This is a genomic window from Microbulbifer sp. GL-2, from assembly GCF_007183175.1.
GTDB lineage: Bacteria > Pseudomonadota > Gammaproteobacteria > Pseudomonadales > Cellvibrionaceae > Microbulbifer.
In genome coordinates, this window is the sequence record NZ_AP019807.1 from 773,560 (window position 1) to 787,883 (window position 14,324).

Consider the following 14,324-nt stretch of genomic DNA (forward strand, 5'->3'; position numbering starts at 1 on the left):
GCGGGCCGCTGGCGGTATCTCCAAAAGGCCCGTTTACTCTCTAATTATTCTCTGGCCAATTCAGCGCTGGAAAGCATTGCCTGCAGCAATACATTACAGCCCGCTTCCAAATGCCCAGGCTCTGCGGACTCGGCCTCATTGTGGGAAAGCCCCCCAGCACAGGGAACAAAAATCATTGAAACCGGGGCGACCCTGGAAACATAAACTGAGTCATGGCCTGCGCCGGAAACCATTTTACGATGGCTATAGCCCAGGCGCTGCACCGCACTGTCCACCGCCTCGATACACTTTTCATCAAAGGCTACTGGCGGCGAATACCACTCTTCCCGCACATCGATAGCAACACCACTTGCCTCTTGTACCTGCTCTGCTATTCGATAGAGAGTACGATGCAGGTGCTCCAGGCCCCCTGGTTTCGGATGGCGCAGATCCAAAGCCAGCACCACCTTCTCCGGCACTGTATTGCGGCTGCCCGGAGCAGCGCGCAAGTCGCCACAGGTAATTCTGGCATCTATAGAGTAAGCCTTCACTTCGCTGTATAGCCTTTCACAAAGCCATGCCAATGCCTGTACCGGATCGCGGCGATCCTCCATTGGGGTAGGCCCGGCATGGCAGGGGGTGCCAAAGAAGGTAACGTCGTACCAGCGGATACCCTGTACCCCAGTAACCACGCCAATCACTTGGTCCTGCTTTTCCAGGATTGGCCCCTGCTCGATATGAGCTTCAAACGCCGCTTTGATCGGGGTGGGCCGAGCCGGCTCAGTTCCCAGGTAACCGATACGTTCCAACTCCTGGCCGATACTGATACCGGCCTTATCGACACGGCTATGGCCGTATTCGAGACTGAATTCCCCGGCCCAAACACCAGAGCCCACCATCGCTGGTGAAAAGCGTGCACCCTCCTCGTTAGTCCATACCACCACTTCCAGTGGCGCCTTTGTCCTTATTCCTTTATCCTCCAGACTACGCAGTACTTCCAGGCCCGCCAGTACCCCGTATACGCCATCAAATTTTCCACCGGTAGGCTGGGTATCCAGGTGTGAACCCGTAATAACCGCCGGTAGATCGTTATCGGTCCCAGCGCGCCGGGCGAAAATATTCCCCATGCGGTCCACACGGATTTCACAACCGATTTCACGGCACCAGCGCACAAATAAGTCGCGCCCGCAACGGTCTTCGTCGGTCAGTGCCTGGCGATTACAGCCACCAGCAGGTGTTGCCCCAATTTCAGCCATTTCCAATAGGCTATTCCATAGGCGCGCACCATCGACACGCAATTGTTGTACGAGGTTTTCCATTCAAAGAACTCCGGGCCTAATATTGAGCAATATACTAATCACTTTACTGAAACTTTTGTTTTGATCCTGGCAGGCTAAAGAGAGCATTATTTCGCTACTGATCAAAACTCGACCAGGAAACTAATAACCATGTCCCTCACCTATAGCTCATACCTTAAAGTAGACGAGCTTCTCCAGTGCCAGAAGCCTCTTTCTGATGGCCCCGAACACGATGAGCTTTTATTTATTGTGATTCACCAGAGTTATGAGCTGTGGTTCAAGCAGATGCTGCACGAACTGGATTTCCTGGTGTGCCTGTTCAATGCCGGTGAGCGCAACCGTGCCCTGCATACGCTAAAAAGGGTGGACGCCATTTATCGCACCCTGATCCAGCAGGTGGATATCCTCGAAACCCTCACCCCACTGGAGTTTCTTTCCTTTCGTAATCGCCTTTCAACCGCCAGTGGTTTTCAGTCTTTTCAATTCCGCGAATTGGAGTTCTTATACGGTGCCAAAGACTCGAGAAAACTGGAAAACTATGAACCGGGCTCCGATCACTACCTACGCCTGCAGAAACGGCTTGAATCTCCAACACTGTGGGATGCTTTCCTAAACTTCTTGGTCAAGGAAGGCCACCCTGTACCGGACAGTGTATTGGAGAGAGACTTTAGCCTGGTCGCCGAACCGTCCCCTGCGGTGCAGCAAATACTGATTGATGTCTACCGTAATGACCCACTGGTTAGCGAGATCTGTGAGGCCTTGGTGGATATTGACACTTCTCTGCAGCAGTGGCGCTATCGGCATGTGAAGATGGTTGAGCGCACAATTGGCAGCAAGATAGGTACAGGCGGCTCCAGCGGCGTAGGTTACCTGCAATCCACCTTGTTCAAGGCCGTATTTCCCGACTTGTGGGCTATCCGCTCTGAGTTCTAACAATGCCGGTACAAGCATCAGGGCAAGACGTGACCAAACGTAAAAATATGGTCAGACCATGTATATCCCACCTACGCTTTTTACGGGCATAAAAAAAGCCAGCAGTCCGCTGGCTTTTTAATTCAAAACCTTAACTCAAGATCAAGTTAAGCGATCTTACTTTTCAAAAGGTACCAGAGATACCTGAATAGCTGGGCTGACTTCCTTAGCCGCATCCGCGATCTGTACATAGGTATCAGCGCTGGATTTGTTGTGTGCACGCACAATCACCATAGCTTGGGGGTTCTCTGCGTACAGCTGCGCAATACGGGCACGAACGGCGCGGCTATCAATACGGCTACCTGCCAGAGAGATCTCATCGTTGGCATTCACAACCAGCAGGATATTCTGCTTAGTTTCATCAGGCGGATTCTGGTTAGTCTCATTCGGGTCAGGCACATTTACGTCCAACGCTTTCTCTTTTACAAAGGACGCCGTCACAATAAAGAAGATCAGCATGATAAACACAACGTCCAGCATGGGCGTCAGGTCGATATCCGCTTTTTCTTCCTCTACGGCCTTTCCGCGTCGTCTACTCATAAAACACCGTGCAATTATCAAATACCAAAGATGCCGGATTTACCGGTCTGTTCTGGTGGGCAAGATTGCCGCGAATTGACAGGCATTGCAAGCACAACCTATAACCCAGGAAAATAAACTATAAAAATCAACAGGTTATGAAAAACACCCGGATTCGCAGATCATTTTTTGAGCGAAAGAATCCGATCAACGCTGTTCAAGGTAATTTTGGTAGTCCGGTACTTCCCGGTCAAATGACCGATCCATCAATACAGATTGCACAATCATATCCGCACTGCTCGAATTACAAGCCACCGGAATATTCCAGGCAGCCGCAATGCGCAACAATGCTTTGACATCCGGGTCATGGGGCATCGGCTCGAAGGGGTCCCAAAAGAAAACCAGCAGATCGACCTCCCCTTCACTGATCCTAGCTCCCAGTTGTTGGTCACCACCAAGAGGTCCACTTAATAATCTCTCCACTTGTAGACCAGTAGCATCCTCTATCTTGCCACCAGTAGTTCCAGTAGCCAGGAGAATGTGCTTTCCCAGAAGAGCACGGTAACGCAAACACCAATCAGTCATTGCGCCTTTGCGATTATCGTGGGCCACCAATGCAACACGCTTGGTAGCTGGCAGGGTCTTAGTGATAAATTTCATCGAAACCTCAGCACTGTGATTCACTTCTATATTATCGTAATTCCAATATTTTGCGCTGCATTCTCCTTCTCACACTCACTCCCAACACAACAGGGAACAATTCCCTCCCACAGAAATATATTCAGCCCGTTATAATGGTTAAAAATTCGTACCTGAATAAAGGAGTGAGTATGAGCGTAGGTGCCTGGGAGCCACAGGTGGGTGGCCAGCAAAATGAAAACCCGTGGGAGTTCGACCGGGATCAGCTGCGTAGACTCATCGCCGCTGTAATTACGGAAGACTCCCTTACAGAGGAACTAAAGGAAGAAGACAAACAGGCATCTCGACTCATCCGCCTTCCGTCCCAGCACTGGGTAGAGGAGAGCCAGCACTGGAATAACGATCAGTTGTGGCAACTGATTCGCTTTTTCGCCCTCGCTGAGATGCAGCTGACGGGATGGGATGCTGGAGCGGAATCCGCCGTAATACCTTTGGCAAAAATTCTTCGCCAGCGCAAAGCCCCTCTTGAGCGTGAGCAGCTACTGTGGATTCGAAAGCACTCAAATAACCGCTACCTTCCCTACGGACCACTGTAACCCTATTGGGATTTGTATTGATATATGCATCTTCGGTGAAAGAAATAACCCAGCCTCTTCCTTTCTTCACCGAAGGTCCTCACAAGAACCAGACCAGCCAACACCCAGCTCTCCCCCTACCGAGCCATAAAGTCCGATAAGGGCGGGTCCCAGCCCCGGCACAATCTACAAATTATGGATAGACGTGCAATAAGGAGCTGCTCTCCTACACCTCCCTGCATGTTTACATCAAAGCAGGTATGGGCAAACCAAACATAGCCACCTGGGCATACCCTACCATTAGCAAAAACAATAATAAGCTTCACATCTGAAGCAGGCACATTCCGGTGTCATTAGATAACAAAAGAAACCACCTCATGAAAGATAAACAACACCTGGGCTGTCAGCCGGCTGGCATACAGCAGGGCCAACTTCCATACATCGGGCGAATTTTCACTACCGATTGATAAAGTTGAGCCACTCTACAATTGGTAATTTTGTCACAAACTGATCACGAACTTTTCAATCAGCTGGCAATCCTCCCTCTGCAACCCTCAATAGCAAACACATCATTAATACATTAAGCCTGCCACTGGTCCCAGGTTTGACTTACCGTTGAAAAGCAACCGATATACCCTTATAAATATGAAGGCTATACCGCACGCTGTTCACCTCCCCTATATACCTTTAACTTCATAGCTACTTCTTTTAAGCAAACAGAGGACATTGATCTCCTCACCAGGTTTATGTGGTCAAGTGTTAGTGGCCTTTTAGCAGGGGTAATCATCTACTTTTATAGGTTCATCGATATCTATCAGTTAAGTTTTGTTAACAGAGCCGAAGCTGTTGTCTTGTTAATTCTGTTTACCAGTCCAATCAGCAGCACATAAGAGAGAAACCAAGCAAGAGTTTTGATCACAAATTTTCCACGTATTAATCCATAGGAAATTACTCAACTATTCATGCTTTTAACACAATTGATAAACGCAATCAGCGATAAACAAAACTCACGTGTACTTTGCCAGGAAACACAAAACATCCACTAAAACGGACTTGCAGAGGTCTACAAAATGGAAATAAGTAAAAAAAAACCATTTTTTTTAACTTAAATTGTAAAAAACCCTATAAAAGACTTGCATTTAGGTATACAAATAAGCTGCAATTAGCGCCGCTCGCTTGGGGGGACTCACTATCAATTGTTTTCTGCCGAAAACAAACATCTTTGGCGATGTAATTCATTGCAAAGATGGCTGAGAATAATTGATAGGAATGCCCCCATTTACTAGAACAAATCTTTTTCAGGGATAATTTAATGGCTACAAAAAAAGCACCCAAGGTCGCTACTAGCGACATTTCTCAACTGGAAGCGGAGCTACGCTCCCTCACCGCAAAACTCGACAGCGCCCGTATCAAACAAGAGAAGGACGTTGCCGCTAAAGCAGAAAAATTGGCAAACAGCGCCAAAAAAGCTGCAGTAAAAGCCAAAGCCACTCAGGAAAAGCTGGCCACCGTTCGCGCCAAGAAGAAGACTCCTGCACAACAAAAGCAACTTCAGAAAGCGCGCGATGCCGCAGCAGAAGCTAAAGTTGCAGCAACCGAAGCTAAGAATGCAGCTGCTGAAGCCAAAGACGAACTGGCTGCAATCAAAGCTGCCAACAAGCTCGCAGCTAAAGTAGCTAAAGTTGTCGCTAAGGAAGAAACAACTATTGCCAAGAAACTGGCTTCTGCAGAGAAGAAAAAAGTTACTGCCGAAGCCAAAAAAGCTGCAGCTTCAAAGAAAGCGGTATCTGTAAAGAAAAAACCAGGACGCCCAGCTAAAACCGAAGCAGCTAAGAAGAAGCCGGGCCGTCCACCAAAAGCAGCTGCGGCCACTGAAGAGACCAAAAAGAAGCCCGGTCGCCCCAAGAAAACCGAAGAAGCAAAGAAGAAACCAGGACGCCCGAAAAAAGCAGATACCGCAGCCCCAGCTGCAACTGAAGCTGCTCCTGTAAAGCGCGGCCGTGGCCGCCCACCGAAGGCAGAAACTGCAAAAAAGAAGCCCGGACGCCCAGCTAAAAGCGAAGAAGCAAAGAAAAAGCCAGGGCGCCCCAAAAAAGCAGAGCCAGCAGCCCCAGCTACAACTAAAGCTGCTCCTGTAAAGCGCGGCCGTGGCCGTCCGCCCAAGGCTAAGTAAGACCAGCCATGCAGTTGGAGCCTCGGCTCCCGCTGTTCGAACCCCGGTAATTCCGGGGTTCAACTCTCCATTTACCCCCTCTTAACTCCCCTCAGATTTACTCTCTGCCCTTACTCCGGCCTTAGCCTGATTTCCCTGATCTTGTGATCCCTCCCCAGCTGCAAAACACAATCTGCCCAAAGAGGCATATCAGCCATGATATTGCGTGTCACACTCTCATAGTGCTGGACAAATCGCTTTAACTCCTCGTCCCGCATACCGGCACCAGTGCGCTCACGCAACTTTTGTTCCTGTAGTTTTCGCCACTCAAGAATGGATTCCATATCCGGGGCTTTCAGCATTACCATAATATCCACCCTGCTGAAGAGCTCCTTATAGCGCTCATTGAGCTGTTGATTGATATAGCGTCTCCAGATACCGAACTGATCTTCAGATTTTTCCAAAAAGTTAACCGGACTCTGCGGTGCAGCCACTGGTTTCGCTCCCAGGCACCAACCTTCCAAAAAAACAAACTCCGCTTTCCCTTTATGTATCGGCCAGTGGTTGCGGGGGGCCCGCTCATCAACAGACTTATCAAAACGCGGCAAAGCTATAGAGGATTGATTACCTGCCTTACACAGCGCCTCCAGGGTATCTATCCCCAGTTGCACATCGTGAGTACCCGGTACACCCCTGGTCTGTAAAAGGGGGTGAACCTCTTCTGCAAGCTGCTGGCGCTCTGCACGTGTCAGGTATATATCATCGAGGGAGACTGCACAGCAATCGAATCCCCTCTTCGACAGTATGAGACGGATAAAATCTGTAAGTGTGGATTTACCAGTACCCTGTCCACCACTGACCCCTACCACCAGTGTCTGCCCTGGTACATATTTCTCCTGCAACCACAGAGCCAGCGGCAAGTAATATTGCTGCACTTCCGAATGAAACTCTGTCGGTAACTGATGTAACCGAATAAAGTTCTCAATCTCGGTTCGTAAACTTGTCCCGGCAAGAGAATGGCTGCGCTCTACAATATCTTCAGGCCAAGTTCTCAGCATTTTTGCCCCTTAGAAAAAAAACGGGGGCCGATGCCCCCGTAATTAGTGATCATAAAAAGTTGATATAAACTAACTCCAGCGGAATTTTCCGAGCTTAGCCCCTGAATACTTTCCACGTAAATGTCCTGGCAGCACCAGCAAGACCGGCGTAACCAGAAGTGTGAGTAAAGTGGAAAAAGAGAGACCATACACAATGGCGCTGGCAAGTTTGACCCAGAATGAGGCAATAACTCCATCGACCACCACGTTTCTGCCAACCATATCCACACTCACTCCCAAAGCCAGTGGCAATAATCCTAGAATGGTAGTGGCCGTGGTAAGGAACACCGGGCGCAATCTCTGTGTAGAAGCTTTGAGCGCAGCTTGCGCAGGAGAAAGCCCCGGCTCGTTTTTGCGCACAAAGTTGTAAGTATCAATTAACACGATATTGTTGTTGACCACAATACCCGCCAAGGCGACGATACCAACACCAGTCATAATGACACTGAAAGTGCTCTGGGTAACCAGCAAACCAAGCATCACACCAATCGTCGACATAATTACTGAGGATAGAATCAACAGGGATTGATAGAAGCTATTGAACTGGGTTACCAGCAGGATGAACATCAGGAATAGAGAAAGCAGGAAAGCCACACCCAAGAATTGAAACGATTCACTCTGCTCTTCATCTGCACCACGGAACAACAGCTCGACATTCGGATCTACCGGATTTTTTTCCAGCCATGCCCGGATTTCTTTTACCTTGTCATCGGGCAATACCCCTCCTGGGCATCTGCCTTGACCTGCATTCGGGTGACTCCATCGATCCTTTCTATTTTATCAACTTTGGGCATAGCGTCAGTGTGCACAAAGCTACTGATCGGTACGGTGCCTCGGGCCGTATTAACTTTCAGTTCATCCAGTGCTGTAATTCCGCGGACATGCTGTGGGTATCGGATACGAATATCCACTTCCTCGTCAGTATCATCGGGTCGATACTCGGCTACACGTACACCATTTGTCACAAGCTGAACCGCTCGACCCACTTCAGTAAGATCCGCCCCATATAAGGCCGCCTTGGCCCGATCCACCTGTACCTCCCACTGGATACCCGGAAGTGGGGCCGTATTCACAATATCCCTCAGGCCCGTAAATTTGTCCTCCATGGCCCGGTGTAATCTCCAGGTTTCCGCCAGCAGTTTTTCATAATTCTGGCCGCGTAATTCCAATACAATATCCTTGCCCACTGGGGGGCCGCCCTCCATAACATTGGCGGTAACCTTAATTCCGGCAAAGTTGGCTGTGCGCGTGCGTATATCCTCGAAGACTTCCCGGCTGCGACGTTCGCGTTCTTCCGCCGGTAACAGCTCCACCAGCATATTGGCGATTTGGTCCGGCGCCCGGTCAGAATTACCCGATATTCCGCCGGAGCCAATAGTACTGTGGGCAATACGTACCTCCGGTACTCCCAGCACAGCCTGCTCCACTTGGGCTACAAGTATTTTCTTCTCAGCCATGGACAGGTTGCCTTGGGCCCGAATCTCCACATTGCCATACTGCTCTTCAGTCTCAGTAAAAAACTCTACTCCAGCGCCGTAACGGCCAAAGGCTATAAAGATCGCCACAAGAACCACTATCGTGGTTACAAACGCAGCGCCGGGACAGCGCAGTACAAATGCCAACAGGCGGGCGTAATAACCGGTGATACCGGGTAGCAAAGTTGGCCGTCCCTCTTCCAGTTGCTTCAGATGGTCCCGGCCAGATGCAGTCAGGTTACTCTTGCCAAACAGTGAGCCCAGCACCGGAGCGAAAAAGAGCGCGTACAGTAGCGATCCCGCCAATACCGAAAATACGGTCACCGGCAAATAACGCATAAATTCTCCGACGACTCCCGGCCAGAGCATAATTGGCAGGAAGGCAGCGAGCGTTGTCGCAGTGGAGGCCACCACCGGCCAAAACATACGGCTGACCGAGGCAATATAGGCATGGCGTGCACTTAACCCTTCAGCCATTTTTCGGTCGGCAAATTCGGTAATAACAATAGAGCCATCGATCAACATTCCGAGAGCCAGCAACATGCCGAACATCACCATAAAGTTGAAGGAATAACCCAGATACCAAGTGATGATAGAACCAAATAACAGCGAAAAAGGCACCCCCAAACCCACCAGGATGCCAGAGCGAAAACCAAGTGCAGCCACTACAATAATCATAACCAGCAGCATGGCGGTAAGAATATTGCCCTGCATTTCACTGACCATATCCCGAGCGAAGCTGGATTGGTCGAAGACAAATTGCACTTCCACTCCCTGGGGTAGCGTATCCAACTCTTCTTGCACTACCTGCCTGACCCTGTCAGCCACATTCACCGAGCTGGCATCATTGCGTTTCTCAACATTAACGGCGAGCCCGGGGCGACCATTGATGCTGGTATAACTGACAGCGTCCTTGAATGTGCGACGAATATCAGTGACATCCCCCAGGGTAATTACTCCATCAGAGGAGTTCTTCAAAGGTATCTCATAGACATCCTGTGCAGTTTCAATAAGTCCTGGAACTTTTACTGAGAAACGGCCACGTTTGGTATCCAGCTCACCGGCGGGAATCAACAAATTATTGCCCAGCACCGCATTAATTAGTTGGGTGCTGGTTACCTGATAGTGCTCAAGGCGTACCGGATCAATGATTGCCTCGACGACCTCTTCGCGATTTCCGTGTAGGTCTGCGCTCAATACGTCACTGATATTTTCGATTTTGCGCTTTAATAGTTGGGCGCTGTCGAGTAATACCCGTTCACTAACCTTTTCTCCGGAAAGGGTGACCACTATGGTGGGAAATGGCTGTGCTGACGCCTCCTCAACCGTGGGCTCCTCTGCATCCCTCGGCAATTCTGCTCTGGCCCTTTCCACAGCATTGCGAATATCATCGACAGCATCATCCACTTCGATAGCCGAATCGAACTCCACCACCATGTAAGCAAGCGATTCGCGCGCGACCGCTATCACTTCGACAACGCCCTCGACCGCCCTGATTTCCTGCTCCATCGGCCGCACCAGTAAGCGCACGCCATCCTCGGGAGAAATTCCCTCATGAGTGACCTGCACCATTACAAAGGGAGGGTTAACCTCCGGGCTGGATTCAATCGTCATTGCCCCGCGTGCTACCAGCCCCACCAGAACAATTAGCAGCATCAGGCAAAGCGTACTGCGGTTCCGCTCAATCGCCCCTTCCAAAAACTTCATTGCTGCTCACCTTCCACTATCGGGCGCTGCTCCGAGGTCGGCATTAAAATGGGTTCAGAGCTTCCATCGACAGGTTGAGCGAGGTTTTCGAATATCCGCTCGGGCGTAATCATTTCCGCCCGAACAATGTCACCAACACTGACATATTCCTGTCCGACCGTAATTAATGTTACCTGGTCCGGCAGGCCGCTAACCCAGACACCACCCCCTCCATCACCCACCAAGGTGACATTGACAAAGTCGACTCGGTTATTCTCATTGAGGATACGCACTCCCAGCTCACCTCGGTCATCAAGGGTCAACAGGGAGGAATTAATATGATGTGCCAGGATTTCGCCGGTGGGCAGAGCCAAGCGACCACTCAAACCACCACGCAGTGCATTGCCCGGATTGTTCACCGCCACTTCTACCCGGTAAGCTCGTGTAATCTCCTGGGCCTGCTGGCTGATATAACGGACCTTACCCTGCAGCGGAATTCCGCGCTGCAACTGCGCACTGGCCGGGCCGCCGGGAATCAAACTGCCAACCTGGTTTTCCGAGACTTCGCCGACCACTAAAAGCGGATCCAGATCCAACAGGGTCGCACACTCCTCGCCGCGGCGAATAAAATCCCCCAGCTCCACGGCCCGGCTATTGACCACACCGTCGAATGGCGCGCGGATTTTAAGGTTATCCACCATGACCTTGGCCTGGGTGTAATCCGCTTGCGCTTGGGCCAGGGCCACCTGTTGCGCAGCCATGGCAGTATCCGACTGCAAACCTTTCTTTTTCAGGCGCAGGGCACCCGCGTAATCCAGCTCGGCCTTGCGTTGGGCCGCCTTGGCAAGAGCCAGCTTCTCCAGGCGATCCTCTGCTTCAATTTCACAGATCACCTCTCCACGCTGCACGGAACTTCCCTCGGCCACCGGTAAACCGATAATAACCCCATCCAGTTCTGCTCGTAGACGCACACTGCGGTTAGCCTCTGTATGCCCATTGACCTGGGCCTGTGTGGCGTAGGACTGAGCCTCAATAAGCTGGGCTTGAACACGCATGGCTACTTCGGGCTTGGCCACTGATGCTTGGCTCACCTCTCCCTGATCTACCGGATCATCCGAACGTATAACACCACTAAAAAGCCAGGCGATGGCCAACAGAGTGACAAACATTGCCATACGGTAATTGCGGTTGGACCAAATGGATGCCAATAAACTCATAACTAGAAAAACCTGTTGGACAGAGATAAAACTGACCCCATTGGAGAGATAGCGGGGACTTACGCAGGCCAAATTTTACACAGCGTGGCCATATTCCAAAATTGAATTCTGCCGGAAAGAGACCAGTTGACGTGACTGCAGGGCCGATAACATCCGCAAAACAGCGGCAGACATTGAGTATACGAGGGAGCTGGACAGAGTGGCGACCTTAGCCGGGGATTAAGCCGGCAAAGAAAGATAAAGCTGGCCCTACCATAAACTACCAGCCTATTCAGGGGCTCCGGCAGCAGCTCAGCCTCATTGGGGTAGTATCTATATGATATTCAGGAGAGCATGGATTCCAGGAATCCCAGCATATCGGATTCATCATCCACCAGTTCTCCAGAACCAAACTCAGCATTCCAATCGAGCAGAATACGCGCCAGTGAGCGAGCTTGCCCAGCAAGGGCAACCAGCTCTTCGCGGCAGTTCTTGGGGCCCGTATACAGCTTGAGCTTGCGGTGGCTGTCAGCCAGCTGGTGGCCGGGATACTTGGAGCGATAGACTTCCAGTTTCCAGCGCAGTGAGTGAACCATATTGCGGTAAAAAATCAGCTTGGCAGGCAGCTGCAACAGAGATAGGTCTTCCAAGTCACCAAACAAAGTGCAATCCAGACCTAATACCTGAGTCTCTCGGCTATGGCGTGCAGCGAATACGCTGGCACTGCGTGGCTCCGCCAACAACATCGACAGGTCACCAAATAATTCTCCCGGCCGAATGACCGCCAAAGTGCGCTCTGGAGAAGTATCTGTACCTTTACCAGCGCTCTCAACCTGTACCTGCAATTCACCGCGCAGTAGGAAATAGACCCACTGATCTACGTCGCCGGTACGCAGTAACTGCTCTCCGGGCTCCAGACTTACCAACCTGGATCTCTTCAGTAGTACATCGTATTGCCATTCACTGACCGCACGAATATCACGAAACAGATGAATGACGTTAAGCAGCCGGTCCACGGCATCCCGAGGGTATTCAATAAGAGGTTTAATTTCCATGCGTACGACAAATTAGTGAAAACTATTCCATTTTTTTGGAAACTGTGGCCAAAGAGGCTTTATAAAGCGCGATTCTAAACGATATCGGTCTGCAACACCCATCCCGAGTTGTGACAATCGTTTCCCGCCATGCCCGCTCAATTCCATGCCGGAGGACATTCTAACCGCTCCAGGCTTGAACTCCATTGCAGTTACAGTAGAGTTAGACGAAGTGATGAGTACAGTGTGCTCGCTCACACTTTGAATGCGCACTTTTTCAACTGAATTGTGTGCACTGGGGAGGGGGCCCCGACCTCTTAATTACCGGAACCTCTTAATCCGGGTAATCAGACACCGTAGAACAATGAAATCGATAAAAATTGTCTTCTCACTTTTGGTGTTCATACTTGCTGTATCTGCGCAAGCTGCACCACTCCTGAACGGTCTTGCGCTCGAAAAACAATTCAATAAAGAGCTCTACATTGCCGCCATCTACTCGGAAAACCTCAGTAGTAACTCCGCGGGTCTTCTTAATAGCGAACTGCCACGCAGACTCGAAGTCCGCATACTCGCCGACAGCCTTCCCGCGCGGCGATTCCGCAACCAGTGGATGGAGGGCATCGCCATCAACAACCGGGGCGATACCCTGAGCAGCCAGGCGGAAAATATGGTGACCTTTGCCAACCTGTTCAAGGGGCGCCTTTTACGCGGTGACCAGCTGGCTATCGATTTTGCCGCTGATACTGGAATCACAACAGTGTTCTTAAACGGTATCACCCTCGGTGAGCTCAACGATCCCGACTTCTTTAACACGTTAATGCGCGCCTGGGTTGGCCCGGTACCACCTTCCACGGACTTCCGTGATGGTCTGCTCGCTGCAGGCGATATTTCCAGTGGCCTGCTCACCAGCTTTGAAGCACTTGAGCCCAGTAGCGAGCGCATTGCCGATTTGCAGCTCAAACTGATCAGCCAGGAAGAAATCCTCGCGGCTGCCGAGGAACCAGAAAAGGAGGACGCATTGCTCAAGCCTACACTGGCTGCGGCCGACCTCGCCCCCCTACAATGACTTTGACACCCGCCGCGGTTGAAACAGTAGAGGTCATTGAGCTGGCGGAAGAAGCAGCCGGGGCAGTCGCCCAGACGGAAGCAACCGACCCACTGCTGCAGTCAGAGGGGGCGCCACTTCAGCTTACAGGCAGCGAGAATACTGAGACGACCCAATTGGCCGCTATCAACTCCACAAGCGAAACCGCAGCCAATGTCGAGGAAATGCTGGAAGAGGAAGAAGAGGCCCCACTCACCGCAGGTATGATCCTCGCACGTCAGATATTCCACTCCTCCCTCTTACGCCATACTTTCAGCCACATTCGCTATCCCAAGCGTGCCCAGGAACGAGGCCAGGAGGGCAGTGTGCGTCTGCATGTGGTGATTAACTCTTCTGGCCATATTCAGGAGATACAGACAGTGCAAGACTCCCGCTACAGCACCCTCAACCGCGAAGCCCGTGCTGCAGTCGAGCGGGCAGCGCCCTACCCTCCTGTTCCACCCCAGCTGGGTAGCGAAAGCTTCAGCTTCTCCCTACCAATTACCTTTAATTTGCCAGACTAAATTTGTATGTTCGAGAAAGCCCCACCTTGTGGGGCTTTTTTTGTTGGCTCAGCTGCACATATTCTCCGCTCTCAACTCACTTTATCTTGTTGAT

At 50.9% G+C, this 14,324-nt stretch carries 13 protein-coding genes; 5 read left to right on the forward strand and 8 right to left on the reverse strand.

Going from position 1 to position 14,324, the window contains the following annotated elements; genetic code table 11:
* Positions 1-44: 44 nt before the first annotated feature.
* Positions 45-1,298, reverse strand: coding sequence for a Zn-dependent hydrolase (locus GL2_RS03485; RefSeq protein WP_143729326.1), 1,254 nt, complete (start codon positions 1,296-1,298; stop codon positions 45-47).
* A gap of 129 nt (positions 1,299-1,427) precedes the next feature.
* Between GL2_RS03485 and GL2_RS03490 the strand changes: the two genes are divergently transcribed.
* Entirely contained in the window at positions 1,428-2,210 is a 783-nt protein-coding gene (locus GL2_RS03490) for a tryptophan 2,3-dioxygenase (protein ID WP_143729327.1), read from the forward strand.
* A 156-nt stretch (positions 2,211-2,366) separates the two neighbouring features.
* On the opposite strand, the gene GL2_RS03495 is transcribed toward GL2_RS03490, so the two are convergent.
* Positions 2,367-2,789 carry a biopolymer transporter ExbD gene (locus GL2_RS03495; RefSeq protein WP_143729328.1) on the reverse strand — a complete coding sequence of 141 codons (423 nt, stop codon included), beginning with the start codon at positions 2,787-2,789 and terminating at the stop codon, positions 2,367-2,369.
* A gap of 186 nt (positions 2,790-2,975) precedes the next feature.
* Positions 2,976-3,428, reverse strand: a complete 453-nt coding sequence (locus GL2_RS03500) for a methylglyoxal synthase (protein WP_143729329.1) — start codon at positions 3,426-3,428, stop codon at positions 2,976-2,978.
* Between the two features lie 170 nt (positions 3,429-3,598).
* Between GL2_RS03500 and GL2_RS03505 the strand changes: the two genes are divergently transcribed.
* Positions 3,599-4,003 carry a hypothetical protein gene (locus GL2_RS03505; RefSeq protein WP_143729330.1) on the forward strand — a complete coding sequence of 135 codons (405 nt, stop codon included), beginning with the start codon at positions 3,599-3,601 and terminating at the stop codon, positions 4,001-4,003.
* Positions 4,004-5,294: 1,291 nt separating this feature from the next.
* Positions 5,295-6,155, forward strand: a complete 861-nt coding sequence (locus tag GL2_RS03510) for a hypothetical protein (RefSeq protein WP_143729331.1) — start codon at positions 5,295-5,297, stop codon at positions 6,153-6,155.
* A 110-nt stretch (positions 6,156-6,265) separates the two neighbouring features.
* Here the strand turns inward: GL2_RS03510 and GL2_RS03515 are convergent, their stop codons facing one another.
* From GL2_RS03515 to GL2_RS03530, 5 genes are all read right to left on the reverse strand, one after another.
* Positions 6,266-7,192, reverse strand: coding sequence for a kinase (locus tag GL2_RS03515; RefSeq protein WP_143729332.1), 927 nt, complete (start codon positions 7,190-7,192; stop codon positions 6,266-6,268).
* A 69-nt stretch (positions 7,193-7,261) separates the two neighbouring features.
* Positions 7,262-7,948, reverse strand: a complete 687-nt coding sequence (locus GL2_RS22095) for an efflux RND transporter permease subunit (protein WP_255505798.1) — start codon at positions 7,946-7,948, stop codon at positions 7,262-7,264.
* Positions 7,930-10,413, reverse strand: a complete 2,484-nt coding sequence (locus tag GL2_RS03520) for an efflux RND transporter permease subunit (RefSeq protein WP_255505799.1) — start codon at positions 10,411-10,413, stop codon at positions 7,930-7,932. Before GL2_RS03520 ends, GL2_RS22095 begins: the two co-directional genes overlap by 19 nt.
* Positions 10,410-11,609 carry an efflux RND transporter periplasmic adaptor subunit gene (locus tag GL2_RS03525; RefSeq protein WP_143729333.1) on the reverse strand — a complete coding sequence of 400 codons (1,200 nt, stop codon included), beginning with the start codon at positions 11,607-11,609 and terminating at the stop codon, positions 10,410-10,412. The genes GL2_RS03520 and GL2_RS03525 overlap by 4 nt, the downstream gene beginning before the upstream one ends.
* Positions 11,610-11,932: 323 nt before the next feature.
* Complete coding sequence (locus GL2_RS03530) at positions 11,933-12,643, reverse strand: cyclic nucleotide-binding domain-containing protein (protein ID WP_143729334.1); 711 nt, start codon at positions 12,641-12,643, stop codon at positions 11,933-11,935.
* Positions 12,644-12,986: 343 nt separating this feature from the next.
* Here GL2_RS03530 and GL2_RS21815 point away from each other — a divergent pair, with 343 nt between their 5' ends.
* Entirely contained in the window at positions 12,987-13,688 is a 702-nt protein-coding gene (locus tag GL2_RS21815; protein WP_232053753.1) for a chalcone isomerase family protein, read from the forward strand.
* A complete protein-coding gene (locus tag GL2_RS21820; protein WP_232053754.1) occupies positions 13,685-14,230 on the forward strand; it encodes an energy transducer TonB in 546 nt (181 codons plus the stop codon). The genes GL2_RS21815 and GL2_RS21820 overlap by 4 nt, the downstream gene beginning before the upstream one ends.
* Positions 14,231-14,324 lie beyond the last annotated feature (94 nt).